19 protein-coding genes and 1 riboswitch are annotated in these 24,131 nt (G+C 61.3%); of the genes, 9 read left to right on the top strand and 10 right to left on the bottom strand.

The genetic code is table 11. The features are described from left to right. Positions 1–21: 21 nt before the first annotated feature. Entirely contained in the window at positions 22–1,899 is a 1,878-nt protein-coding gene (gene thiC / locus AC0J1C_RS03200) for a phosphomethylpyrimidine synthase ThiC (RefSeq protein WP_473045588.1), read from the bottom strand. A gap of 88 nt (positions 1,900–1,987) precedes the next feature. Continuing rightward, a riboswitch (TPP riboswitch) is annotated at positions 1,988–2,110 on the bottom strand. Between the two features lie 143 nt (positions 2,111–2,253). Here thiC and AC0J1C_RS03195 point away from each other — a divergent pair. Next, the gene (locus AC0J1C_RS03195; protein WP_473045587.1) at positions 2,254–3,636 is read left to right on the top strand and encodes a TolC family outer membrane protein; all 1,383 of its coding nucleotides are present in this window, start codon (positions 2,254–2,256) and stop codon (positions 3,634–3,636) included. Positions 3,637–3,687: 51 nt separating this feature from the next. Here the strand turns inward: AC0J1C_RS03195 and waaA are convergent, their stop codons facing one another. Then, positions 3,688–4,941 (bottom strand): lipid IV(A) 3-deoxy-D-manno-octulosonic acid transferase, encoded by a 1,254-nt coding sequence (gene waaA / locus AC0J1C_RS03190; protein ID WP_473045586.1) that lies wholly within the window; start codon positions 4,939–4,941, stop codon positions 3,688–3,690. A gap of 122 nt (positions 4,942–5,063) precedes the next feature. Here waaA and lpxL point away from each other — a divergent pair, with 122 nt between their 5' ends. From lpxL to AC0J1C_RS03170, 4 genes are read left to right on the top strand one after another with little or no spacing between them, the layout of a single operon-like run. Further along, positions 5,064–6,011 (top strand): LpxL/LpxP family Kdo(2)-lipid IV(A) lauroyl/palmitoleoyl acyltransferase, encoded by a 948-nt coding sequence (lpxL, locus tag AC0J1C_RS03185; RefSeq protein WP_375193330.1) that lies wholly within the window; start codon positions 5,064–5,066, stop codon positions 6,009–6,011. 9 nt (positions 6,012–6,020) lie between these two features. After that, on the top strand, positions 6,021–7,025 hold the full coding sequence (locus AC0J1C_RS03180) for an ELM1/GtrOC1 family putative glycosyltransferase (protein WP_473045584.1): 1,005 nt from the start codon (positions 6,021–6,023) through the stop codon (positions 7,023–7,025). Continuing rightward, the gene (locus AC0J1C_RS03175) at positions 7,022–8,140 is read left to right on the top strand and encodes a glycosyltransferase family 4 protein (protein ID WP_473045583.1); all 1,119 of its coding nucleotides are present in this window, start codon (positions 7,022–7,024) and stop codon (positions 8,138–8,140) included. The genes AC0J1C_RS03180 and AC0J1C_RS03175 overlap by 4 nt, the downstream gene beginning before the upstream one ends. After that, a complete protein-coding gene (locus AC0J1C_RS03170; protein ID WP_473045582.1) occupies positions 8,137–9,180 on the top strand; it encodes a glycosyltransferase in 1,044 nt (347 codons plus the stop codon). Before AC0J1C_RS03175 ends, AC0J1C_RS03170 begins: the two co-directional genes overlap by 4 nt. A 32-nt stretch (positions 9,181–9,212) precedes the next feature. Here AC0J1C_RS03170 and AC0J1C_RS03165 read toward each other — a convergent pair whose 3' ends face one another. Next, positions 9,213–10,010 (bottom strand): glycosyltransferase family 2 protein, encoded by a 798-nt coding sequence (locus tag AC0J1C_RS03165; protein ID WP_473045581.1) that lies wholly within the window; start codon positions 10,008–10,010, stop codon positions 9,213–9,215. Positions 10,011–10,141: 131 nt separating this feature from the next. Between AC0J1C_RS03165 and AC0J1C_RS03160 the strand changes: the two genes are divergently transcribed. The 3 genes from AC0J1C_RS03160 to AC0J1C_RS03150 are packed head-to-tail and all read left to right on the top strand — an operon-like array spanning position 10,142 to position 14,489. Next, positions 10,142–11,563: a mannose-1-phosphate guanylyltransferase/mannose-6-phosphate isomerase gene (locus tag AC0J1C_RS03160; protein ID WP_473045580.1), complete on the top strand. Its 1,422-nt coding sequence runs from the start codon at positions 10,142–10,144 to the stop codon at positions 11,561–11,563. Further along, a complete protein-coding gene (locus tag AC0J1C_RS03155; RefSeq protein ID WP_473045579.1) occupies positions 11,560–12,465 on the top strand; it encodes a lysophospholipid acyltransferase family protein in 906 nt (301 codons plus the stop codon). Before AC0J1C_RS03160 ends, AC0J1C_RS03155 begins: the two co-directional genes overlap by 4 nt. Continuing rightward, positions 12,459–14,489 carry a glycosyltransferase gene (locus tag AC0J1C_RS03150; RefSeq protein WP_473045578.1) on the top strand — a complete coding sequence of 677 codons (2,031 nt, stop codon included), beginning with the start codon at positions 12,459–12,461 and terminating at the stop codon, positions 14,487–14,489. Before AC0J1C_RS03155 ends, AC0J1C_RS03150 begins: the two co-directional genes overlap by 7 nt. Here the strand turns inward: AC0J1C_RS03150 and AC0J1C_RS03145 are convergent. From AC0J1C_RS03145 to AC0J1C_RS03130, 4 genes are read right to left on the bottom strand one after another with little or no spacing between them, the layout of a single operon-like run. Further along, complete coding sequence (locus AC0J1C_RS03145) at positions 14,486–15,496, bottom strand: hypothetical protein (RefSeq protein WP_473045577.1); 1,011 nt, start codon at positions 15,494–15,496, stop codon at positions 14,486–14,488. The genes AC0J1C_RS03150 and AC0J1C_RS03145 overlap by 4 nt on opposite strands. A 7-nt stretch (positions 15,497–15,503) precedes the next feature. After that, on the bottom strand, positions 15,504–16,574 hold the full coding sequence (locus AC0J1C_RS03140; protein WP_473045576.1) for a CDP-glycerol glycerophosphotransferase family protein: 1,071 nt from the start codon (positions 16,572–16,574) through the stop codon (positions 15,504–15,506). Continuing rightward, entirely contained in the window at positions 16,575–17,693 is a 1,119-nt protein-coding gene (locus AC0J1C_RS03135; RefSeq protein WP_473045575.1) for a glycosyltransferase family 4 protein, read from the bottom strand. Beyond that, the gene (locus tag AC0J1C_RS03130; RefSeq protein ID WP_473045573.1) at positions 17,690–18,406 is read right to left on the bottom strand and encodes a 3-deoxy-D-manno-octulosonic acid kinase; all 717 of its coding nucleotides are present in this window, start codon (positions 18,404–18,406) and stop codon (positions 17,690–17,692) included. The genes AC0J1C_RS03135 and AC0J1C_RS03130 overlap by 4 nt, the downstream gene beginning before the upstream one ends. Positions 18,407–18,559: 153 nt before the next feature. On the opposite strand from AC0J1C_RS03130, the gene AC0J1C_RS03125 reads away from it, so the two are divergent. Continuing rightward, entirely contained in the window at positions 18,560–19,624 is a 1,065-nt protein-coding gene (locus AC0J1C_RS03125) for a glycosyltransferase family 9 protein (RefSeq protein WP_473045572.1), read from the top strand. Between the two features lie 87 nt (positions 19,625–19,711). On the opposite strand, the gene AC0J1C_RS03120 is transcribed toward AC0J1C_RS03125, so the two are convergent. The 3 genes from AC0J1C_RS03120 to glnE form a co-directional block, all read right to left on the bottom strand. Continuing rightward, positions 19,712–20,119, bottom strand: a complete 408-nt coding sequence (locus AC0J1C_RS03120) for a DUF6165 family protein (protein ID WP_473045571.1) — start codon at positions 20,117–20,119, stop codon at positions 19,712–19,714. 87 nt (positions 20,120–20,206) lie between these two features. Continuing rightward, positions 20,207–21,133 (bottom strand): branched-chain amino acid transaminase, encoded by a 927-nt coding sequence (locus AC0J1C_RS03115; RefSeq protein ID WP_375193316.1) that lies wholly within the window; start codon positions 21,131–21,133, stop codon positions 20,207–20,209. A gap of 76 nt (positions 21,134–21,209) precedes the next feature. Next, complete coding sequence (gene glnE, locus AC0J1C_RS03110; RefSeq protein ID WP_473045570.1) at positions 21,210–24,116, bottom strand: bifunctional [glutamate--ammonia ligase]-adenylyl-L-tyrosine phosphorylase/[glutamate--ammonia-ligase] adenylyltransferase; 2,907 nt, start codon at positions 24,114–24,116, stop codon at positions 21,210–21,212. Positions 24,117–24,131 lie beyond the last annotated feature (15 nt).

Here is a 24,131-nt window from a genome sequence, read left to right as displayed (position 1 = left end):
TAGTCGGCCATGACTTCAAGCTCAAACCCTGTCGTAGAGTTTGCTCCCCGATTCCAGGAATTCCCGGGACTTCTCCTGCATGCCCGCATCCACCGCCGACACCTCGTCCAGTCCGTGCTCTCTGGCATAGTCCCGCACCTCCTGAGAGATCTGCATGGAGCAGAACTTGGGGCCACACATGGAGCAGAAGTGGGCCACCTTCGCTGACTCTTTGGGCAGGGTCTCATCGTGGTAGGCGCGGGCGGTGTCCGGATCCAGGCCCAGGTTGAACTGATCCTCCCAGCGGAATTCGAAACGGGCCTTGGACAGGGCGTTGTCGCGAATCTGGGCACCTGGATGCCCCTTGGCCAGATCCGCCGCATGGGCGGCAATCTTGTAGGTGATGATGCCGGTTTTCACATCGTCCTTGTTGGGCAGGCCCAGGTGCTCCTTGGGCGTGACGTAACACAGCATGGCGCAGCCGTACCAGCCGATCATGGCGGCACCGATGCCCGAGGTGATGTGATCATAACCCGGTGCAATGTCGGTAATCAGTGGCCCGAGGGTATAGAACGGCGCCTCATCGCAGCATTCCAGCTGCTTGTCCATGTTTTCCTTCACCAGATGCATGGGCACATGGCCAGGGCCTTCGATCATGCACTGCACATCGTGCTTCCAGGCAATCTTGGTGAGCTCACCAAGGGTTTCCAGTTCGCCGAACTGGGCGGCGTCGTTGGCATCGGCAATAGAGCCCGGGCGTAGGCCATCACCGAGGCTGAAGGACACGTCGTAGGCCTTCATGATCTCGCAGATGTCCTCGAAGTGCTCGTACAGGAAGCTTTCCTTGTGATGGGCCAGGCACCACTTGGCCATGATCGAGCCGCCACGGGAGACGATGCCGGTGACCCGGTTGGCGGTCAGCGGCACATGGTGCAGTCGCACGCCGGCATGGATGGTGAAGTAGTCCACGCCCTGCTCGGCCTGCTCGATCAGGGTGTCCCGGAAGATTTCCCAGGTCAGGTCCTCGGCCACGCCACCAACTTTTTCCAGGGCCTGGTAAATGGGCACGGTGCCGATGGGCACCGGGGAATTGCGAATGATCCACTCCCGGGTCTCGTGGATGTTCTTGCCGGTGGAGAGGTCCATGATGGTGTCCGCGCCCCAGCGAATGCCCCAGGTCAGCTTCTCCACCTCTTCCTCAATGGAGGAAGTTACCGCCGAGTTGCCAATGTTGCCGTTGATCTTCACCAGGAAGTTACGGCCGATGATCATCGGTTCGATCTCGGGGTGGTTAATGTTGGCGGGTATGATCGCCCGGCCCCGCGCCACCTCGTCCCTGACGAACTCCGGGGTAATTTCGCGCGGCAGATTGGCACCAAACGACTGGCCAGGGTGCTGCTGGTCGAGCAGACCCTGGGCCCGCGCTTCCTGCAGCTTCATGTTTTCGCGGATGGCGATGTATTCCATCTCCGGAGTGATGATGCCCCGGCGGGCGTAGTGCATCTGGGATACGTTGCAGCCGGGCCTGGCGCGCAATGGCTTGCGTTCGTCCATGAATCGCAGCGGGTCGAGCTGGGGGTCGTTCATGCGCCGGCGGGTAAACTCGGAAGAGTAGCCACTGAGCTGCTCCACATCCCCACGCTCGGCTATCCATGCGGCACGCACCGGCTTGAGACCCTTGCGCAGATCGATGGTGGCTTCGGGATCGGTGTAGGGGCCGGAGGTGTCATAGACCACCACGGGTGGATTTTTTTCGCCGCCCATCTCGGTGGGCGTGTCCTGCACGGTAATTTCCCGCATGGGCACGCGCAGATCGGGTCGGCTACCCTGTACGTAGATTTTGCGTGAACTTGGCAGGGGCTGTATGGCGGCGGAATCCACCCTGGCAGAGTCGCTGAGGTAATCGGGCAAGTTGGTCATCATTCGCTCCCGGAACAATTGTTGGATGTCGGGTCGCGTATGACGGAGCCTTGGACACGGATTTTCCCTTGGGGAAACACTGGTCTTTCAGCGCTGTGGTCTTAAATCCCTACGCCGGTATTATCCGGATCAGGTCGCGGGTTCTGCGATGCAATCTCAGCCGTCTGCCTGCCGTTAACCGGAAGACAGACCAGCACCCCGTCAAGACGCGAATCTGTAATGCGTGACACTCAAAATGAGTGCCATTTGCAAGTGTAGAGCTGCGAACGATTATTGTCCATAATGGCCGACCAGACCCGTCGACCCGCGCCCTGCTTGCCGGACAACGATGCGATACTGTATTCAGGAGACAGAATGAAAAAGCGATTGCTTTCCGGACTTATTGGCCTCATGGCGGCCCAGCCCGTCCTTTCCATGGATCTGGTCGAGACCTATGAGAAAGCACTTTCCTATGACTCCGGCATTGCCGCCGCCCGGGCAAGCTTCGAAGCCCAGCAGGCGGCCAGTGACGTCAGCCAGAGTGCGCTCCTGCCACAGGTGAATGCCTTTGGAGAAGGCAACTACATCGACGTCGACGGGCCGGGCCAGGACAACAGCTACCGCGAACTGAACTACGGCGTGCAGCTGACCCAGCCGCTGTTCCGGGCCGATGCCTGGTTCCGCTACGACGCCAGCCAGTTTCAGACCGAAGCTGCCCGGGCCGATTACAATCTGGCTCAGCAGCAGCTCATCCTCGACGTGGCAACGGCCTACTTCAATGTGCTGCGGGCACGGGACACCGTGACCACTGCCAGGGCAACCGAAGCGGCCATCCAGCGGCAGTACGAGCAGGCCCAGGAGCGCTTTGATGTCGGACTCATCGCCATTACCGAAGTCTACGAAGCACGCGCCAGCTATGACGACAGCAAGAGCCAGCGCATCGCTGCGGAGAACCAGCTCAACGTCGCTCGCGAACAGCTGGCACGGCTGACCGGTGAGTACGCCGAAGACCTGGAGAATCTGCGCCAGAACTTCCCCCTTGGCCGACCGGAGCCCATGGACCCGTCCGCCTGGGAGGCGACTGCCCTGGAGCAGAACTGGTCGATCCAGTCAGCCCTGTATGATCTGAACGCCAGTGAGGCGGGGCTGAAAGAGGCGAAGGCCGGACACTACCCGACACTCGATCTGAACGCGTCTTACGGCAAAACCAATCTGGACGGCATTGACGGCACCGGCGCACCCCTGACCAGTCAGCGGGATGGCACAACCACCCGCGGCGTCATCGGGCTGACCCTGAACGTGCCGCTCTACTCTGGCGGCGGAACCCAGGCAGGCGTGCGCCAGCAGCGGTCCCTGGTGACGGTTGCCGAGCAGTCACTGAATACCGTGCGCCGGGATGTACGGGTGAATACCCGGAGCCTGTTCCTGACCGTTAACAACAACATCGAAACAGCGTCGGCCCTTGAGCAGACCATCATTTCACGCCGCAGCGCCCTGGACGCAACCCGGGCTGGCTACGAGGTGGGTACCCGTAACATCGTGGAGGTGCTGGATGCCGAGCGCGCCTACTATGTGGCCCTGCGGGATTACGCCAATGCCCGCTACGACTACGTGATCAATTCCCTGCAGCTGAAACAGACCGCCGGCACCCTGAGCCCCCAGGACCTGCTTGAACTCAACAACTGGCTGAGCGCGGCCGCCCCGGGGATCGAGGCACTGGCCCACGAGGAAGAAACCCTCGACGACCCGACCCGCTAACCACGCCACACAGCCACGGAGGCGGGCCGCAGCCTGGCAGCCCGCCCGGTATCAGACCCGCTCGATGATGCCGTCCACGACGCGATCGAGTGCTCCACGATTGCGATTGACGACTTCCAGGGCCCGGCGCCCGATGGCCAGCCTTTCCTCATCGTCACTGAACAGATGGCAGATATGGCTGGCGAGGTCGTCACCATCGTCGACCAGTTTTACGCCATGGTCGTCCAGCAAACGCTGGTAGATGGTCTCGAAGTTGAAAATATGCGGGCCGGAAAACACCGGGATGCCCCATGCGGCAGGCTCCAGCGGGTTGTGGCCACCCCGCTCGATCAGAGAGCCGCCTACGAACGCCAGATCACTGGCACCATACAGCATCATCAACTCGCCCATGGTGTCGCCCAGGTATACCTGCGCCCCGGCGGGATCTTCAGAAAGTGACCGGCGGGCCAGGCTCAGCCCCATCTTTCCGGTACGCTCGGCCACCGGCCCGAACCGGTCCGGATGACGGGGCACGAGGATCAGCAATGCGCCCGGGTGCTTCTCCAGAACCTTGCAGTGGGCCGCCAGCAGCTGATCATTCTCGACGCCGTGGGTGCTGCCGGCAATCCATACCGGCCGGCCAGCCAGGGATTGCCTCAGTGATTGCGAGGCTTCGCGCACCGGCTCGGGGATGTCCACGTCGAATTTGACACTACCGGTTACCGCCACCTTGGCCGGCGCCACGCCAATCCGGCGGAATCGCTCGGCGTCTTTTTCGGCCTGGGCCGCTACCCAGCTGATACTCTGCATGATTGGACGGGCCAGACTGCGGACACGCTCATAGCCGCGGGCCGAGCGCTCGGACAAACGGGCGTTGATCAGAAACACCGGCACCCGGCGGTTCCTGCTCTGGCGGATCATGTTGGGCCAGATTTCGGTTTCCATGATCACCAGAATCCGGGGCCCGACCCGGTCGAGAAACCTGCGGATGCTTCCCGGCGTGTCGTACGGTGCGTAAGCGTAACGCACCTGATCGCCGAACATCTTGCGCGCCTGGGCCAGCCCGGTGTCGGTCATGGCAGTCATCAGGATGGTGATGCCCGGATTGCGGGCGAGCAAGCGTCGCACCATCGGCGCAGCGGCGATGGTCTCGCCCACGGAGACCGCGTGCACCCAGACCACCGTACCGCTGGCCCGTGGCACTATACCGAGGCGCTGGTACCAGTTACGTCTGAGCTCCGGAGCCTTGCGGCCATGCCACCATAAGCGCAGGAGAATGAACGGCAGAATCAGCCGGATCAACTGGGAGTAGATAAATTGCAGCACAGGGGACTCCGGGCAAAACAGTGCGTTATGATAGCGCAAAACCTATTGATTTGCTTCCGATTGCCGCCGGGCGACCAGGCGCGTCCGGCCCGGAAACCGACATCTTGCAGGACCCGCTCCACGTGAACAGGAAATACCGTAAACTCCCGCGAAACACCGACTATTCAGCCTACCGGCATCCCCGGTGGTGGCCCACCTGGCTGGGTATTGCCCTGATGTGGCTGGTATCGCAACTGCCTATCCGGCTGCAATGGTGGCTTGGCAGGATCGCCGGTCTGCTTGCCTACCGACTGGCCGGGAGTCGGCGCCATATCACCGAGGTGAACATTCGCCTGTGCTTTCCCGAACTGACAGCGCCCCAACAGCAGGCGCTGGTGCGCAAGGCCTTTATCGCCAACGGCATCGGTCTTCTGGAGCTCGGCATTGCCTGGTTCCGCAATCCGGCCAAACTGACCGGCATTACCCGCGTTCACGGGCTCGAGCATTTTGAGGCGGCGCTGAAACACGGTAAAGGCGTGTTGCTGCTGGGCGGCCATTACAGCACCCTCGACCTGGGCGGCAGCCTGGTAACCCAGTACATAGAAGCCGATGTCATGCAGCGGGACCACAACAACCCGCTGATGAACGCGGTGATGACCCGGGCCCGGGAGCGCCGCTACGGCACGGTCCTGGGCGCCCGCGACCTGCGCGGGCTGTTTCGCAGCCTGAAACAGAACCGGGCGGTCTGGTACGCCACCGATCAGGACTACGGACGCAAGGACATTGTCTTTGCGCCGTTTTTCGGCATTGAGGCGGGCACCATTACCGCAACGTCCCGGATTGTGGAACGCAGTGGCTGCCAGGTAGTGCCGTTCAGCCACTTTCGGCGGGAGGATGGCCCGGGCTACGATATCTACTTCCATCCAGCCCTGGAGAACTTCCCGAGCGGGGACGACCTCCAGGACGCAACCCTGATCAACCAGACCATCGAGCGTGAAGTCCGGCGTGCCCCGGACCAGTACTTGTGGATGCATCGACGGTTCAAAACCCGTCCGGACGAGTCGGATCCGGGTTTCTACAAACGCAGGTAACAGAGCGCCATGACGGATCACCCGAAAAAGGCCAGAAAGGAAGCACCCGTCGTCTGGCTTCTGACCGACAACAAGCCCGGCCATCGCAACCAGCTCAAGGGGATTGGTAATCGGCTACGGGTGTTGACCGGCGCCGCCACACACTGGGTGGACGCCACCACCCAGTCGATTTCATTATGGCGCGCGGTGCTGGGCGCTGCCCCGAGGATGCACCCGGAGCTGCCGCACCCGGACCTGGTGGTGGCCGCAGGCACCGGCACCCACCGACTGCTGCTGTCGCTACGCCGATTGCGCGGGGTGAAAACTCTGGTGATCATGAAACCTGGCTTTCCCCTGTCGCTGGTGAATGGTGCGGTGATTCCCGCACACGACCGCGTGCCGCCCGGAACCCGTACCCTGGTCACCGAGGGAGTCGTTAACGCGCTCACGCCCCTGGCCCGGATTACCGAAAAGCGGGAGGCATTGCTACTTATTGGTGGCCCATCTCCGCATTTCGACTGGGACGACGATGTCCTGCTCGGCCAGATTAACCATCTGATTGGCCAATACCCGGACTGGCGCTGGACCATCGCCACCTCCCGTCGCACACCGGGACCTTTACAGGCGCGCCTGGAGGATCTGTCCGGGCTGCGTGTGTCGGTGGTACACCCCGAGCAAACCCACGAGAACTGGCTGAGTCACCAACTGGCCGGTTCAAGAGCCGCCTGGGTCACGCCGGACAGCATGTCCATGGTTTGTGAAGCCGCCACCTCGGCCGTGCCCACCGGGGTTTTCGAGCTGGCCAACCGAACCGGCAGCCGCGTCGCCGAAGGCGTGGAACGCCTGGTACAGCAGGGTTATGTGGCGCGCTGGCCCGACCACGCGATCGTCATGGCCGGCCGAAACCCGGGCAACCGGACCCTCTGGGAGGCCGATCGTGCCGCCCGCTGGATTATCGACCAGAAACTGATCCCGGCCCCATCAGGCGACAATCGCAAAAGCTCCGCACACGGCGAGAGGGGATCCGCACCGTGAGAATTCTGCAGGCACTGCCGGCACTTTACAGTGGAGGCGTTGAACGCGGCACGGTGGAGTTTGCCGCGGATCTTGTCAGACGGGGGCACGAATCCTGGGTGGTTTCCAAGGGTGGCCCCATGGCGGAACAACTCCGTGGCCAGGGCTCCAGGCACGTGTATATGCCGATTCACCGAAAGTCCCCCGCCTCCTTCGGGCAGATATTGCCCATGCGAAAGCTGATTCTGGATCTCAAGCCGGACATTATCCATGTGCGCTCGCGCATGCCTGCCTGGATCATCTTCCTGGCCCTGAAAACCATCCCGAGGAACCAGCACCCCGCCGTGGTCTCCACCTTCCACGGCATGTATTCGGTCACGCCCTACAGCGCCATCATGACCCGGGCAGACCACATGATCGCGGTGTCCCGATGCGTGCAGGACTATGTTCTGAAGAATTACCAGGTGCCACCCGACAGGCTCACGGTTATCCAGCGCGGTGTCGATATCGATGCTTTCCGCCAGCGCGAGCTACCTCCGCAATGGCTTGAGCGCTGGTTTCGGCAGTATCCACAGCTTGCCGGCAAAAGGATCATCATGATGCCGGGGCGTATATCGCGCTGGAAGGGCCAGCTGGATTTCCTGACCATGATGGCTCGACTGGTGCAGGCCCGCCCGGACTGCCATGGGGTGATCGCCGGGGGCGCCGAACCCGGCAAGGAACATTTCCTGGAGGAGCTGGAACGGGCAAGGGATCGCCTGGGACTCACAGAGCACGTCAGCTTCCTGGGCCAGCGCAATGACATGACCAACCTGTATCTGCTGGCTGACGTGGTGTGCCATATGAGCACCAAACCGGAACCTTTTGGCCGCACGGTCACCGAAGCCCTGGCCTCGGGAACGCCCGTGGTTGCCTACAATCGCGGCGGCGCAGCAGAGACCCTGGAAGCCTGCTTTCCCCGGGGCCTGGTGCCGCCGGACGATATCGACGCTTTCACCGGGGTGGTCGGGCGGTTGCTGGATTCGCCGACACCGACCATCGAGATTCCCTATCGGTTCCGCCTCGAAGCCCAGACCGAGGCTTCCCTGAACGTCTATGAGAATCTCCTAAACCGGCGATCCGGCAAATCCACATGACCTCCGGGCGTCCCCTGACCGTTGCACTGCTAATGGCCACACCCGGGAGCGCCTGGGGCGGCATGGAACAGCACACGGCCGATCTGGCCCATGCGCTGGCGGCCGTGGGGCACCGGGTGCATGTGCTGGGCCATCGGGCCTACGAAGCCCGATTCCCGGCGCCGGTGCGTTTTCACCCGCTGCCGGTTCAGTTAAGTCGTCACAACCCTTTGCTGCACTTCCTGCTTCGCCGCAACCTCCGTCAGATTGCACCGGATATCCTGCACTCCCAGGGCAACAAGGCGGCCCAGCTGGCTGGCAAAGTCGGCGGGCCGAATACCGTGCGAATCGGCACGGTCCATGGCATCAAGTCCAGCCACACAGCCTTTGACCGGATGGACCGCGTAATCGCCGTGAGCCCGGCGATCAAACGTGCCCTCACTCATCCCCGCTGTCACCTGATATACAACGGCGCCCGCGTTGGCGAAGACTCCGGGCTTTCGCCATCGGAAGTGGATTTGTCGCCAGGGACCACCCTTGTGATTGCCGCCGGCCGACTGGAGCCGGTAAAGGGTTTCGACCGGCTGATTCAGGCCTGGTCCCTGCTTGGTCCGGTCGCTGACGGCTGCCATCTGACGATTTACGGCGAAGGTAGCCAGCGCTCGGCGCTGGCGCAACAGATTCGAGGCCTGGGCCTGGAAAACACAATCTCCCTGCCCGGCTACAGCCCTGATCTGGGCCGACACTATCGGCAGGCCCGGTTGAGCGTAATCAGCTCCGATCGCGAGGGCTTTCCCTATGTTCTGATCGAGTCCTTGCTGTGCGGCTGCCCGGTGGTCTCGACCCCGGTTTCCGGGCCTATGGAGCTGCTTCCTCCCGAAGCCATCAGCGGGGGTCACGAACCGGACGCCATCGCCAGCGTACTGACCCGCGCCCTGGCCAACCTGGAGCGGCTTGCCGAACGCGAGGCTGCGGCCATGGCGTTCGCACGAGCCAACCTCACCGTTGAGGCCATGGCAGCGAAAACAGAGGCATTTTATCGGGAAGCACTTCCAGACTGATCCCCCCGGAACAGACCCGCCCGACCGGCCCGCTAGGGTTTCCTGGTCTCATCCTCAAAACTGGCCAGCATCTGCAGTTCCCGGGCCTTGGCCAGACGCATGAAATTCCGGTTGGCGGCGGTAATGGCCACGCTCAGACCAAACCAGCCGTTCAGGATCTGCCGGTGAACAAGATAATACTTCAGGAATTTCAGCGGAAACTCCACAAACAGCCGGGCACTGGAGATTTTTCGTCCCTTTTTGGCCAGGAACCGAGCCTGCTCGCTCGACAGCTGGCAGTACTTGCGCTCCATCTGCTCCAGCGAGATCAGCGTGCGGTGCAGAACGTCGCCTTTGAGGTCCAGCACCCGCCCGGCCGTTACTCTGGGCCGATCGTCATTGCTGCCCTGTTCCGGCTGGATAGCGGCTCGCTTGCGGTGATAAAGCCGCAGGATCCACTTGCTTTTGTCGTGGCGAAAGGGATGGCGGGCATCCGGCTGGGACAACACCCAGCGCATCCGGAACCCGGCAATATCGTCGGCAACAGGACGTGAGAACAAGGCCTGGATGTTGCCGACCAGCCGGTCCGAGAGGACCTCGTCGGCGTCCAGATCCAGTACCCAGTCATTTCGGCACAGGCTGGCTGCAAAGGCCTTCTGGCAGGCAAAGCCCTGCCAGTCGTTGTGCACGAATCGGGCGCCCGCCGCCTCGGCAATGTCCTGCGTTCGGTCCGTGCTGCCAGAATCGACTACGATAATTTCATCCACCCAGCCGGACAGCTTGGCCAGGGACTCGGGTAAGCGGAGTTCTTCGTTCTGGGTGATGTAATACACGGACAGCGGTAGCTTCATCGGAATTTCCGTTTTGAGGCAAGCAATTCAGGGCCGGTTCAGAACAATACCACAACCGCCTTGTGGTAAGATGGCGCCCCTGATTTGGACGATTTCCACGGCATTCTATAACTCAAGCCCGGAGTGCACAGATGATTCACCCCGTCATTATGGCCGGCGGCACAGGCTCAAGACTTTGGCCGATGTCACGCCAGTTGAACCCGAAACAGTTCCTGAAACTGACCAGTGGCCCCCTGTCGATGTTACAGGCCACCGTTGCCAGGCTTGAGGGCGTGGACGCAGCCAATCCACTGCTGATCTGCAATGAGGAGCACCGCTTCCTCGCTGCCGAGCAGATGCGACAGTCCGGTCACGAGGACTCCCGGATCATCCTAGAGCCGTGTGGACGCAATACGGCACCTGCCATTGCACTGGCCGCCCTGCAACTGAAGGAAACCGTTGCGCCGGATGCGGACGATCCCCTGATGCTGGTGCTTGCAGCCGACCATCTGATCAAGGACGTGGCGGCGTTTCAGGAAGGTGTGAAGAAGGCCATCCCCCTGGCCCGGGAAGGCAAGCTGGTGACATTTGGCATTGTGCCCGACCAGCCGGAAACCGGTTATGGGTATATCCACCGGGGTTCGGAACTGGGGCCGGACAGCTTTGCCGTGGACCGCTTCGTGGAAAAGCCGGACCTGGCCACCGCGAACGCCTATCTGGACTCCGGCGAGTACCTCTGGAACAGCGGCATGTTCCTGTTCGGTGCCCGTGAATACCTGAAAGAGCTGGAAGCCCACCGGCCGGACATCCTGTCTGCCTGCCAGGCCGCTATTGCCGACACCGCAGACGACCTGCATTTCACCCGGGTCAACGCCGAACGCTTTGCCGAATGCCCGTCCGACTCCGTCGACTACGCGGTGATGGAGAAAACCGACCGGGCCGCCGTGGTCTCCCTGGATGCCGGCTGGAGCGATATCGGCTCGTGGTCCGCGCTCTGGGAAGTCAGCGACAAGGACGACAATGGCAACAGCCTGACCGGCGATGTGATCACCCACAACACCGCCAACACCCTGGTGCGTGCGGACAGCCGTCTGGTGGCCACCGTCGGCGTGGACAACCTGGTTGTGATCGAAACCAAGGATGCCCTGCTCGTGGCCCACAAGGACAGCGTGCAGGACGTCAAGACCGTGGTGGAGAAAATCCGCAACGACGGCCGCCACGAGCACATGAACCACCGGGAGGTCTACCGGCCCTGGGGGGTGTACGACTCCATCGATAACGGCGCCCGCTATCAGGTCAAGCGCATCACCGTGAAGCCTGGCGCCAAGCTGTCGGTGCAGATGCATCACCACCGTGCCGAACACTGGATTGTTGTCAGCGGCACCGCCCGGGTGACCAACGGCGACAAGACCTATCTGGTCACCGAAAACCAGTCCACCTACATTCCGGTGGGCCAGGTGCACTCGCTGGAAAACCCGGGCGTGATCAACCTGGAACTCATTGAGGTGCAGTCCGGCTCCTACCTGGGCGAGGACGACATTGTTCGGTACGAGGACCGGTACGGCCGCAAATGAGCAAGATCAAATACTTTCTGATTGCCGGCCTGCTCAGGATCGCCGGCGGGCTTTCCCTTGCCGGAGCCCAGCGAATCGGCCGGTTTGTTGGCTATCTGGTGTGGCGCCTGCCCACCAAGTCCCGACAGGTCACCGACGTTAACCTGGATATCTGCCTGCCCGAGCTGAAAGAGCCCGAGCGAGCGAACATGTCGCGGGAATCCCTCCGCCAGACCGGCATGACCATGCTGGAAGTGCCGCTGATGTGGGAATGGCCTGTGGACAAATGCCTGGGCCTGGTTCGGGAAACCGAGGGCCTGGAATTGATTGACGAGGCCATGGCCGGCGGCAAGGGCCTGATTCTGCTTGCACCGCACCTGGGCAACTGGGAACTGGCCGGCCTGTTCTTCTCGTCCCGATATAAAATGGCGGCCCTGTACAGCCCGCCCAACATGCCCGAATTCGAGGATTACATGATCAAGGTTCGCGGGCGCCTGGGCTCGGAACTGGTTCGGGGCGATCGACGGGGGCTGGCACGCCTCGCGGCGATCCTGCGCGAAGGCGGCGTTGCCGGCATCCTTCCGGACCAGTCGCCCCGGGGCAAAGGCAACGCGTTTGCCCCCTTCTTCGGCATGGAGGTGAAAACCATGACCCTCGTCTCCAAGCTGATCCAGCGCACCGGCGCCAATGTGCTGATCACCTACGCCGAACGCCTGCCAGACGCGGCAGGCTTCCGGATTGTGGTTCGCGACACCGGTCCGGGACTCGGAGACAGTGATCCGGTGGCGGCCACCACCGCCATGAACCAGGCCATTGAGCACTGCGTTCGGGAAATTCCGGCGCAATACCAGTGGGAATACAAACGCATGCGGCACAGGCCGCCGGGGGAGATCAACCCCTACAACCCGGACCGTGTATGCTAGCCATGACTGCCATGACTGCCATGACCCGAATACTCCCCGCAGCGCTGTTGATGGTCGGCCTCGGCGGCGCCCTGCTGTCGTCCAGTGTCCTGGCCGGGGCCACGCTGCTGCTGGCCATTTGCGGTATGGTCGTCAGTTTCCGTAAATCCCTGTACAACGCTGGCTGGGAAAAACCCAAGGAACTCAGGCTCCTGCATTTTGCCTTCTGGTTTTTCGTACTGGTCAGTGCGGTTTCCTGGGTTTTCGAGGGATTCGATTACGAGGGTGGCAAGACCCTGGGGACCCATGCGCGCTTTGTCCTGTTCTGGCCCCTGATCCTAGTGCTGACCCGGGCCGCCATCGGTGCGCGGGTAACGTTTGCCGCGATTACGCTGATTGCAGTGTCCGTTCTGGCGGTATTCCTGGTTACCATCGCAGCACGCCAGGGCGCCTTGCATCACGTGCTCAACTCCCGCTTTGGCGGCGGTATCAATCCAATCAGCTTCGGCAACCTCGCCCTGCTCGGGGGCATGCTGACCATTGTCGGCTCGCTGTTCTTCTTCCGCAGCGGGCGTCGGTTGCCTGCTGTTCCGGTGTTCCTGTTCGGATGGACGGCCATCGTCATTTCCATGCTGTCGGAAACCCGGAGCAACCTGGTTGCCCTGCCCTTCCTGCTGCTGGCACTGATTCCTCTGGTGGGCAAGCGGGCCCGTATTGCGGGCCTGGTTGCTATTCCAATCCTGGTGGTTGCAGCAGCCATCACCAGCGACCGGATGTCCAGCTCACTGGAAGGTTTCCTGAGTGATGGCAAGCTCGACAACGGTATGGAAATCCGGGTTGCGGTATGGCACGAAGCCTGGGACCTGTTCACCGAGAATCCGGTGATGGGTGCAGGCCTCGGCGGCTTCAGCCGACACATCCAGTCCCAGGTCGCGGCCGGTGAACTGCCCGAGGCTTTTATCGAGTGTTGCACCGGTCATGCCCACAACGACCTGCTTAACACGGCCGCCACCAGCGGCATCATCGGCGTGCTGAGCCTGGCCCTGCTGCTGCTCATACCCCTCGCGGTCTTTGCGAGGCACCTGTTTTCCAGGCACGCTGGCACTTCCCATCTGGCAGCCGCAGGCGTCATGGTCTGCACGGGCTATCTGCTCTTCGGGCTGACCGAAGCCACCTTCAACCGGTCGCTGTTCCTGACCTTCTACCTGCTGCTGGTGGCGTCCATTGCCTCGGCGATGTTCACGGAACTCAGCCGATCCTATGTGCGTAACCGCACCCGCAAGGTATCGGCGACCATCATCACCAAGAATGAGGAAGATCACATTGCCGACTGCCTTCGCTCTGCGAGACTGGTGGCCGATGAGATCATTGTTCTGGACAGCGGCAGCACCGACCGTACGGTGGAACTGGCACGGGAGCTGGCCGATGTGGTTGAAGTGACTGACTGGCCGGGGTTCGGCATCCAGAAGCAACGGGCACTGGAAAAAGCCACGGGCGAGTGGGTGCTCTCCCTGGACGCCGATGAGCGGATCACCCCGGAGCTGGCGCGGGAAATCAACCACCACCTGGCCGACCCGGATGCCGACGCCTACAAGCTGCCCTGGGCCGTGACCATCTACGGCAGTCGCCTGGACTTTGGCCGCAGTGGCCGGGCGCCACTGCGGCTGTTCCGGCGGGAAGGCGTCCGGTTTTCCGACGCACTGGTCCACGAGCGGATACTGATACCTGCCGGCAGGAAGGTTCGAACGCTTCGGGGACGGCTGACCCACTACACCCACCGGGACTTCGGCCATTCCCTTGAGAAAAGTGCCAAGTACGCCTGGCTTGGCTCGCTGGAAAAACACCGAAAGGGCAAGAAAACCCGCACCATGATCTACCCCACCCTGAGGGGGCTGCTGACCTTTGTTCAGGTGTATTTCATCCGGTTCGGTTTTTTGGACGGTGCCGTGGGTTATCTGACGGCGGTCACCTACGCCCAGGTGACCTTCAACAAGTATGCGGGGCTGTGGACGCTGGACAGGCCGTCACGCAAGCGGGAGCCCTAGCCCTCGTTCAGACGGACACTCTCAACCCCGGCCGCCCTGAAGAGATCAAGCATCTCATCGTAATAGACAAGCTTGACGGCCAGGGCAGGATCGTCGATCTGGACCACTCGGATGTTCGGAAACATGGTCTTGAGGGTGAACAGCGCGGTTGAGGCAAAACTGAAGAAGGCGAGGTAACGGTGTCCTGACAGCGCCACTTCTACTTCAATCGGCCGCCCGGCCTGTCGGATATCCACGGGGTATTCCGCCAGCGCCTTTTCCAGCTCGTCACGGTTCTCCTTCCGGTGCATGAAATACACGATTCGCTTTCCGGGATAGCTGCTCACGATGTGCTGCATTTGTAACGCGAGCCTGTGCAGGCGATCCTTGCCGCCGAATGGCTGCCCGAGAAAACCCACCAGTGGCTCCAGGCCACTGTCCCGGACCGTCGTCCGGAAACACTGCCGGAACACCGGAAAATCGTGATGGCGAACGTTTATCCGATCGGTACTGGGTAACGGGAAAAAAGTGAAAAAGACAATGCGTTGAGGAATCACCCTGTGCGTTCGGATGCCCAGGGTTCTGAGCAACCGTCTTTTGGACACCGATATCCGCGATGGCATACCTTCGCGATGGATCGCGTGGTAGTACTTCACTGTCGCCAGGCCGTCATCCACAAAAATCACCTGACTGCAGTCGAAGCTCCGATAGAACACTTCGTGAATCCAACTGGCCTTGTTGCCAATGAACAGACGGTCAATTCGGCTGCCAGAGAGGCGTCTCGCCAAACTGGCAAGGCGAACATAGAACGTGCGCTTGGTGAGATAGCGGATCTCGCTCCCCCGCCAGCCCAGGGCACTTATCAGCATGGCCATTTGCCGTTCGGTCTCGCGATTATCTGGCCGGGCAATCACCAGAAGCGTATCCTCCGGCCTGCACCCATAGGCGTGCCTGGCCTCCGCGCAGCTGATCAACTGCAAGGGCGTGCTGGCAACAAATACGCTGATAGGGGCCGACGCGTCCGTCAAGGCATCGTTACTCCAGAGTCATCCTGGCCAGCTCCTTTCGCAAACGCCTTCTGACCTTGAGTTTTCTCAGAAGATTAAGTGGTTTGGGTTTCAGTTTGTCGCGTTTGGTGGTCAGGAAATCTTCAACGGCATCGAGCACTCGCGCACTGGAACGGCCATCCCGGAAGCTGTGGAGCTGGTCGCACAGCGAACGGGTTTCCTCCATAAGATCGCGGGGATACTCGAGGGCACGTTCCAGAGCCGGTTCAACTTCATCAACCTCCTGGGCATCAATCAGGTAGGGACCGGGCATTTTCGTGCGGAAGGTGACCACCGGTCTGTCCAGGAACATGAATTCGAACATGATCGACGAAGTGTCGCACAGCATCACATCTGCCTGCGGCAGCAGGGGCAGTAAATCCTCGTCACTCTCCACGAAACGCAGGTGCTCGCCGGCCAGGGCCCGATACTGATCGACAATTTCCCGGTCCATCTTGGGGTGCAGGGTTACGATGAACTTGTAGTGGCCACTCCGGGCAAGCTCACCGATCTTTTCCACCAGCTGGGGTGCGGAGGTGACCGAGCGGCTGAACGTTGACGCGTAGAAAACCACGGGCAACTCGGGTGCAGGCAGTGGCCGCCGGCCCGGAAGGTTCGCCGAAAGCAGTGGATCAAGTTTCGGCCAACCGGTGTGGGCAACGGCAAAATGGCCATGCTGTTCCGCCAGCTCACTGAACTTTTCCGTGTCCTTCAGGGCATGGGTGCAGTGCAGGTCAAACCAGCCGCGAATCCGGTAGTGATCGCTTTCGTCCTCGCTGCTGTGACCACGCTTGTTCCTGGCCATGCCATGAAAGACTTCCACCTTGATACCCGGAAAAAAATAGGGAACCCAGTCTCCCGGCACAAAGGTGGCGTCTGCCTGGTAATCCATCACCTCCTTGACGTTTCGCAGACGACGTTCATCCGGGCGCAGGGGCGCGGTCGAGCAGCCGGCCACAAACCAGGCGGCTTCATCGCCGCGCCGGCGAATCTCCTCCTGCAGGGGGCGCAGGATGGAATAGGAATAGGGTTGGTTTACGAAAAACAGATACCGGCGCATTCAGCCCTTGCCCGTCAGTGTCTTGTAAAGGTCTCCGGTTTCCCGGACCGTTTGTGACGTATGGAAATCCCGGGCGATCCGCTCCCGCGCGGCCCGGCCCAGAGAGGCCGCCAGCTCACGATCGCGGTAGAGTCGCTCGATGGCAGATGCCAACTCACCGGTGCTCTTGGGCGCGACTACAAGACCACTGACACCGTCCTCGACGAGCTCGGGCATACCTCCAACCCGGGTCACCACCGGTGGCACTCCGTAAACCATGGCCTCTATAACAGCGCGGGGCAGGCCTTCGCGCACCGTAGACGGCAATACGAAAACGCTGCTGGCCGCGGCAATGGCCGGCGCGTCCGTCCGGAATCCGGTGAAGTGAATCCTTTCGGGGTGGGCGGTCTGGCCGGCCAGGGACCTGAGTTCCTCGTTCTTGTCCACGTCGCCCACAAGCAGCAGATGCGCCTCGATATCGTCCGGCAACTCGTCCATGGCGCGGATCAGTACATCAAAACCCTTTCGAGGGCTGTTGCGGCCGGTACAGCAGACCACGAAAGCACCCTCGGGAACATCGAATTCGGCAAGATCCGCAGGCTCGGCCTGATACCACGCCAGATCATGGCCCTTGTAGATGCGTTGGAGCTTTTGATCGGGAATGCGCATCCACAGGCATCGCAGACCCGCGAGATAATCTTTGATGGCGTCGGCCACGCAGACAATGCGGCTAACCCTCGGGTGCAGGAAGGTAATCCAGGATTCCGGATTGAAAAAACTGATGTTGCCGATCACGCCCCGATAAGCCACCACCTTGATGTCGGTGCCCCGGGAGGCCCGCAGGCCACAGGCCAGGGCTCGCGGGTTGTAGGCGTGAATCACATCGTAGGCTTTCTGGGATAGTTGCTCACGAATCGCCGCAGTGCCTTCCTTGTCGAACCGGTTCCTGAGCGCCATGGGTCTGGCGACCATGCCCTCATCCAGCAGGCGCTGATAATTCCGGCCCTTGGGGTTACACATGACATCAACGTTGAAGCCCGCATTCCGCAGGCCGATAAACAGTTCAGTCTCGGGACGATCGCAGGCGTCGGTGAGACAGAGTATGGACGGAAGCGATCCGTCTGGCTGTGGATTGGTCAAGAGGCCTTTCCCTTGTTGTAACCGTTCATGAATGAATCCCAGACCCGCCTGCGGGTTTCCTCGCCGGCGACCTTCACCAGCGAGCGGGCAAAGCGGTCGAGGTTCGCCTGCTGCCAACTGTCCGGACTGCCCTGGCCCATCAGGCGGCTCTTGTCGAAATCGATCAGGAAATACTGATCATCGCGCACCAGCACGTTGTAACAGTTGAGGTCGGCATGCATGACACCGGCATCGTGAAACCGACGGATGGTCGCCCCGAGCTGCTTCCAACCCTCGGGTGTTGTCTCGGCGATTTGGTCCGCCAGCGGGACCACCCCTTCCAACCGTTCAATCAGAATTGCCGCCCGATACTGGATGGGTGACTGCTTGTGGTACCAGGCGGCCACCGGTCGGGGTACGGGCAGCGACATGGCCTCAAGCTGGTACAGCAGCCTGAACTCTGCAAACGACCGAACCTCTGATTCGCGACTGAACAGGTAGGTGTGCCTGGCCAGCTTCGCCATCATACCGCCACGGCGGTACTCCCGAAGCACCAGCCGGTTGTCCCCGGCTTCAACAAACCAGGCCGCGCCCCGGCCACCACTGCTGACCGGCCTGGCCATGTCGCCCCAGAATGCCGGCTGAAACCAGTCCTCGCTGACCCGGCCCCGGTAGTCTGGATGAACCAGCATGGCCGAGCCTTTGTTCCGGAGACAGATTTCAGACTCCACCATGAAGGGCTACCCGATCCTCGGAATAATGACGGAAACACGCGCCCCACCATTGAGACGCGTGGGCACGAGTGCGATAGAATGGCGCCAGTTTAGCAATGATTGCCAGCAAAGCTCCACAGCACCGGGCACCACCCTGAAACGGATACTGTTCTGATGAAGTCCATCTGCATTCTGCGCCTGTCCGCCATCGGCGATGTTACCCACGTGATTCCGGTTGTCTTGAGCCTTCAGGAGCAAATCCCCGGCGTTACAATCACCTGGGTGATCGGCAAGATCGAGGCAAAACTGATCGGTGATCTGCCGGGTGTCGAATTCATCGTTTTCGACAAGAAATCCGGTCGCAGGGGCTATGCCGAGTTGCGCCAGAAACTGAAAGGCCGGCGGTTCGACGCACTGCTACACATGCAGGTGGCGTTTCGGGCCAATCTGGCGTCGGCCTGTATTCCGGCCAGGCTGAGAGTCGGATACGACAGAGCCAGGAGCAAGGACCTGCACAGTCTCTTTATCAACCGCCGCATCAAGCCGGCGCCGGAGCAGCACGTGCGGGACTGCCTCGCCAGCTTCCTCGAGCCCCTGGGACTTGAGTCTGCCCCGCCCCGCTGGCAGATTCCGCTCAGCGAAGAGGACAACGCGTTCGCGGCGGAACAACTGGCAAGCGACCGCCGGAACCTGGTGATCAGCCCCTGTGCCAGTCATATCCTGCGGAACTGGCCAGCGGAGCGCTACGCACAGCTGGCCGACCATGCGGTTCAGAAGCATGGCATGAAGGTCATACTGGTCGGCAGCCCCGCCCCCTTCGAGAACGAATACTGCGCGGCCATTGAAGCCGCCATGAAGGAAAAGGCCCACAATATCTGCGGCAAGGACACTCTGAAACAGCTGACTGCGCTGTTGGCCCGGGCCGACCTTGTCGTGGCCCCGGACACTGGTCCTGCGCATATTGCCAGCGCCGTTGGCACCGATGTTCTGGGATTGTTTGCCGCCAGCAATCCCTACCGCTCCGGCCCCTATAATTCCCTCGAGTGGTGCGTGAACCGCTACCCGGAGGCTTTGCAGAAATTCACCGGAAAGTCGGTGGAGCAGGCGCGCTGGGGCGCGAAGGCCGAATTCGAGGGGGCGATGGAACTGATTGCAGTGGCGGATGCCACGGCAATGCTCGACCGGTGGGTTGAGGCGCACCCTGCGCCAAAAACAACAACGGCGCCACGAGCTGACTGACTCGGGCGCCGTTGGGATTTTGTCGGATTACGCTTTGCCAATCCGACCTACCGGCCTCGTTTTTCCGCAGGAGAGAGAAAGGCCCCCTCACTTTCTGGCGGTGTAATCCTGGTAGGACTTCTCTTCCACAAAACGCGAGCCCAGGGCCAGGTTTACTTCTTTCTTGATGGCGGCACGCTTGTCATTGGTGACATAAACGGCCCGGGCCAGTTCGATAAAACGGGGGCCGAAATCCTGCGCCGCTTCCTGGTCCCGGATATCGTCCTCGATGACCCACAGCTCTTCGTTCACAGCCTTGAGCTGCCGGCGCAGGTCTGCAATCTCCGCGGCCTTGTCCTTCACCGCCTCATCCCAGGTCGCGCTCAGCTCATCCAGCTCCAGGCGTACATTCTTCAGTTTGGCTTCGTCCTTGATACGCTCGGACTTGATTTCGAGGATGGTGATCTTGTCCAGCACCTCGCCGAAAGATACCGGAACCTTGATTACGTCTGCCATGGCTTATCCTGCCTTTTCGAGGGAATTCTGAAACAACAAAGCCGCCGGGCTGTATCAGTCAACGGCGGCTCGCGATACCGGGTATGATCAACCCTTGACGTGGGTCAGCCAGTTGCTGTGCTGAGCCAGCTTGCCCTTCACCGCATCAAAGTACATGCCCTGGAGCTTCTCGGTGACCGGGCCCCGCTTACCGGCGCCGATGACCCGGCCGTCCAGCTCGCGAATCGGCAGTACTTCGGCAGCCGTGCCGGTGAAGAAGGCCTCTTCCGCCACATAGACTTCATCCCGGGTGATGCGACGCTCTTTCACAGTCAGGCCGAGATCACGGGCAAAATCGATAATGGTGGCCCGGGTGATGCCTTCCAGGCAGGAGGTCAGCTCCGGGGTGTGCAGCACGCCATCGCGCACAATGAAGATGTTCTCGCCGGAACCTTCGGCCACATAGCCCTCGTTGTCCAGCAGCAAGGCCTCCTCGGCACCGCCCGAAATGGCTTCGTTCAGGGCCAGCATCGAGTTGATGTAGTTACCGTTGGCCTTGGCCTTGCACATGGTGATATTGACGTGGTGACGCGTGTAGGAAGACGTGCGCACCTTGATCCCCATTTCCTTGGCTTCAGGCGACATGTAGGAAGGCCAGCTCCAGGCCGCCACCATCACGTGCACCTTCAGGTTGTCGGCCCGCAGCCCCATGCCCTCGGATCCCAGGAACGCCATCGGGCGAAGGTAGGCTTCGTCCAGATTGTTCTCGCGAACCGCTGCGCGCTGGGCCTCGTTCAGTTCTTCTTTGCTGAACGGCATCTTCATGTTCAGGATGTGGGCGGAACGGAACAGCCGGTCGGTGTGCTCTTTGAGGCGGAAAATCGCCGGGCCGTTCGCGGTGTTATAGGCACGCACGCCCTCGAAACAGCCGAGGCCGTAATGCAGGGTGTGGGTCAGGACGTGGGTTTTGGCTTCCCGCCAGGGAACCATTTCACCATCCAGCCAGATAAGGCCATCGCGATCAGCCATCGACATGCTACGTTGCTCCTAAAAAAGCCGTTTTCGGGGAACCGGCATTCTAGCAGGAAAGTCCGCCCGAATTGAATTTGCCTCAGGTCTCAATCATCACTTTTTTCCACATGGCGCGGATGTAGTCACGCTCGTCGGGAAAGGCGTCTCCGGCCACCTGACTGTTCAGGTTCTGCAGGGCCCTCCGATGGATGGTCGAGCGCAGAGCAATAAAGGCCTCCCGGAGTTTCTCGGCATCCTCAACCGCCAGCACCCCGGCGCGGCCAAGCTCTTCCATCTGACGAATATTGTCAGACCACTGGGTCAGTTCCGGATGCTCGGAGCACCAGGCCAGCATCAGGTACTGCACCATGAATTCAATATCAACAATGCCGCCGGTGTCATGCTTGATGTGGAACACCTCCGACTGCTGGCTTTCTGGCGTGCCCAGGCTGGCCCGCATCTTTTCACGCATATCCACCACATCATCGCGCAGCTTCTTCCGATCCCGTTTTTCGCACAGGATGTCATGGCGAATCGCCTCAAACGCCTCCAGGGTCTCTTTGCAGCCAGCCACGCCCCGCGCCCGGGCCAGGGCCTGGTGCTCCCAGGTCCAGGCATCTTCGCGCTGGTATTTCTCAAAGGCCTGGAGCGTGCTGACCAGAAGCCCGGAATTTCCGGACGGCCGCAGTCGCATATCCACCTCATACAGCTGGCCAGAGGGCGTCTGGGTATTGAGGATGTGGACAATACGCTGCCCCAGCCGGGTGTAGAAAACCGCATTATCGATGGATTTGTCACCATCGGTAACCTGTTCCGGATCGGCCTTGTGCACAAACACCAGGTCCAGGTCGGAGGTATAGCCCAGCTCGATGCCCCCCAGTTTTCCGTAACCAATGATGGCGAAGTCCGTCTCGCAGGCCGAGCCATCGGCACGGCGCGGATAGCCGTGACGACTCACCAGATTGGCGAACGCCACCTCCACCACATGGTCCAGCACCACCTCGGCAATCCAGGTCAGGTAGTCGCTCACCTTCATCAGCGGCAGGGTACCTTTGAGTTCGGAAGCGGCGACGCGCAGGATATGGGCCTTCTTGAAGTGACGCAGGGATTCCATCTGTTCTTCCAGATCCTCGAATGGAATCCTGAGCATCTGCTGGCGCAGGTCATCCTGGAGCTCGGCTTTCGCCGGCGGATGGTACAGGCTCTCTGCGTTCAGCAGCTCGTCGAGCAGCAACGGCGTCTCCGCCAGTTGTCGGGCAATCCACGGGCTCTCACTGCACAGCCGGACCAGCTGGGTGCAGGCCCCGGGATTTTCCAGCAGCAGCACCATGTAGGCGGTTCGACGCAGGATCGCTTCCACCAGTTGCAGCACCCGGGACAGGGTTTCCGACGGATTCTCCACCTCCGTGAGCCTGGCCAGAAGCATCGGCATGAACTGGTTGAGCCGCCGCCGGCCCTGGGTCTGGAGGGTTTGCACGGTACGATTGGAGCGCAATTCGCCCAGCTCTGCCAAGGTGGTCTCGGGATGCTCGTAGCCGCGGTCTTTCAGCCAGCACAGAGCAGCGGCGTCCTCCATTTCGGCGAGCCAGATCTCCTGCCAGCCTTCTTCCGGGGCGTCCCGATCTTCCTGGTCATCATCTTCGGTGGCAATGATATTGGCGAAGTGGGTGGCGACGCGCTTGCGGTGGGCCTGGAGCGCCTGGTCGCAGTCATCCCAGCTGTCAAAGCCCATGATCGCAGCGACCCGCGCCCGGGCCAGCGCATCCTCCGGCAACAGCTGGGTCTGTTTGTCCTCCATGCCCTGCAGCGCGTGCTCAAGGTTCCTCAGGAATATGTAAGCCTCCCGCAACTCCTGCACCACCGACGATGGCAGCAGCTCCAGCGCCTCCAGCTCCTTGAGGATCACCAGCAGTTCCCGTTGCTGGAGTTCACGGTCGCGACCGCCGCGAATCAGCTGGAACGCCTGCACCACGAATTCGATCTCGCGGATACCGCCGCTGCCGAGCTTGATGTTGTTCTCCATGCCCTGGCGCCGTACTTCCCGGCTGATCATCGCCTTCATGCTGCGCAGGGATTCAAAGGCGCTGAAGTCGATGTACTTGCGGTAGACGAAGGGCCGCAGGCTGTCCATCAGCACCTGCCCCGCCCGCTGATCGCCGGCCACCACGCGGGCCTTGACCATGGCGTAGCGCTCCCAGTCGCGGCCCTGGTCCTGGTAATAGGTTTCGAGGGCGGCAAAGCTCAGGGCGAGGGCTCCGCTCTGGCCGTAGGGACGCAGGCGCATATCGACGCGGAACACGAAGCCATCGGCGGTTATCTGGTCGAGGGCCTGGATCAGGCGCTGGCCAAGACGTACAAAGAACTGCTGGTTATCCAGGGAACGACGACCGCCGACGGTTTCGCCCTTGCCCGGAAAAGCAAAAATCAGATCGATATCAGAGGAAACATTCAGCTCCCGCCCGCCGAGCTTGCCCATTCCGAGCACCACCATTTTCTGGTCGGATTCCTGCCCGGTTATCGGATCGGCGCCCCGCGGGGTGCCGTACTGCGCACAGGAATCCCGATACAGCCAGTCCAGGGCGCCATCAATGCAGGTATCGGCGAAGGCACTTGTGGCTGCCATGGTTTCGGCCAGGTCGGCCCAGCGCATCAGATCCCGCCAGATAATCCGGAACTGCGATTCCATCCGGAACTGTCTCAGGGCCGTGTGCAGCGCAGGCTCTCCCTCCACCGTGCCCAGGAACTCCTGCCAGCGACTGTCGAGGTAATCCGGGGTGGTAGGCTCGGTCAGGGGACGCGAGTCAAGGAGCGCCCTGACCTGCTCCGGGTGGCGCTGCAGCGTCTGGCGCAGAAACACGCTTCGGGAGATTGCAGTGGCAATCACCGTCTCGCTCATACCCTCGGGCGAGACAAGCCAGTCCGGAACGCCCTCTGGAAACACCGAGTGCCAGCATCCGGCAACGTCGTCCGAAAGTCGTTCCGGCAAGCCCTGCCATGGCTCGGACATAATGCAACCCCCTGT

It is taken from the genome of Marinobacter sp. E2 (genome assembly GCF_055755345.1).
The sequence above is the reverse complement of the archived record's forward strand: the minus strand, read 5'-3'. Positions and strand labels throughout refer to the sequence as shown.

What these genes read in the sequence shown, in the direction of transcription:
- thiC (WP_473045588.1), bottom strand. Translation starts at nt 1,899, where the DNA reads ATGACCAACTTGCCCGATTACCTCAGCGACTCTGCCAGGGTGGATTCC.
- AC0J1C_RS03195 (WP_473045587.1), top strand. Translation starts at nt 2,254, where the DNA reads ATGAAAAAGCGATTGCTTTCCGGACTTATTGGCCTCATGGCGGCCCAG.
- AC0J1C_RS03180 (WP_473045584.1), top strand. Translation starts at nt 6,021, where the DNA reads ATGACGGATCACCCGAAAAAGGCCAGAAAGGAAGCACCCGTCGTCTGG.
- AC0J1C_RS03170 (WP_473045582.1), top strand. Translation starts at nt 8,137, where the DNA reads ATGACCTCCGGGCGTCCCCTGACCGTTGCACTGCTAATGGCCACACCC.
- AC0J1C_RS03165 (WP_473045581.1), bottom strand. Translation starts at nt 10,010, where the DNA reads ATGAAGCTACCGCTGTCCGTGTATTACATCACCCAGAACGAAGAACTC.
- AC0J1C_RS03160 (WP_473045580.1), top strand. Translation starts at nt 10,142, where the DNA reads ATGATTCACCCCGTCATTATGGCCGGCGGCACAGGCTCAAGACTTTGG.
- AC0J1C_RS03155 (WP_473045579.1), top strand. Translation starts at nt 11,560, where the DNA reads ATGAGCAAGATCAAATACTTTCTGATTGCCGGCCTGCTCAGGATCGCC.
- AC0J1C_RS03150 (WP_473045578.1), top strand. Translation starts at nt 12,459, where the DNA reads ATGCTAGCCATGACTGCCATGACTGCCATGACCCGAATACTCCCCGCA.
- AC0J1C_RS03140 (WP_473045576.1), bottom strand. Translation starts at nt 16,574, where the DNA reads ATGCGCCGGTATCTGTTTTTCGTAAACCAACCCTATTCCTATTCCATC.
- AC0J1C_RS03130 (WP_473045573.1), bottom strand. Translation starts at nt 18,406, where the DNA reads ATGGTGGAGTCTGAAATCTGTCTCCGGAACAAAGGCTCGGCCATGCTG.
- AC0J1C_RS03125 (WP_473045572.1), top strand. Translation starts at nt 18,560, where the DNA reads ATGAAGTCCATCTGCATTCTGCGCCTGTCCGCCATCGGCGATGTTACC.
- AC0J1C_RS03120 (WP_473045571.1), bottom strand. Translation starts at nt 20,119, where the DNA reads ATGGCAGACGTAATCAAGGTTCCGGTATCTTTCGGCGAGGTGCTGGAC.
- AC0J1C_RS03115 (WP_375193316.1), bottom strand. Translation starts at nt 21,133, where the DNA reads ATGTCGATGGCTGATCGCGATGGCCTTATCTGGCTGGATGGTGAAATG.
- glnE (WP_473045570.1), bottom strand. Translation starts at nt 24,116, where the DNA reads ATGTCCGAGCCATGGCAGGGCTTGCCGGAACGACTTTCGGACGACGTT.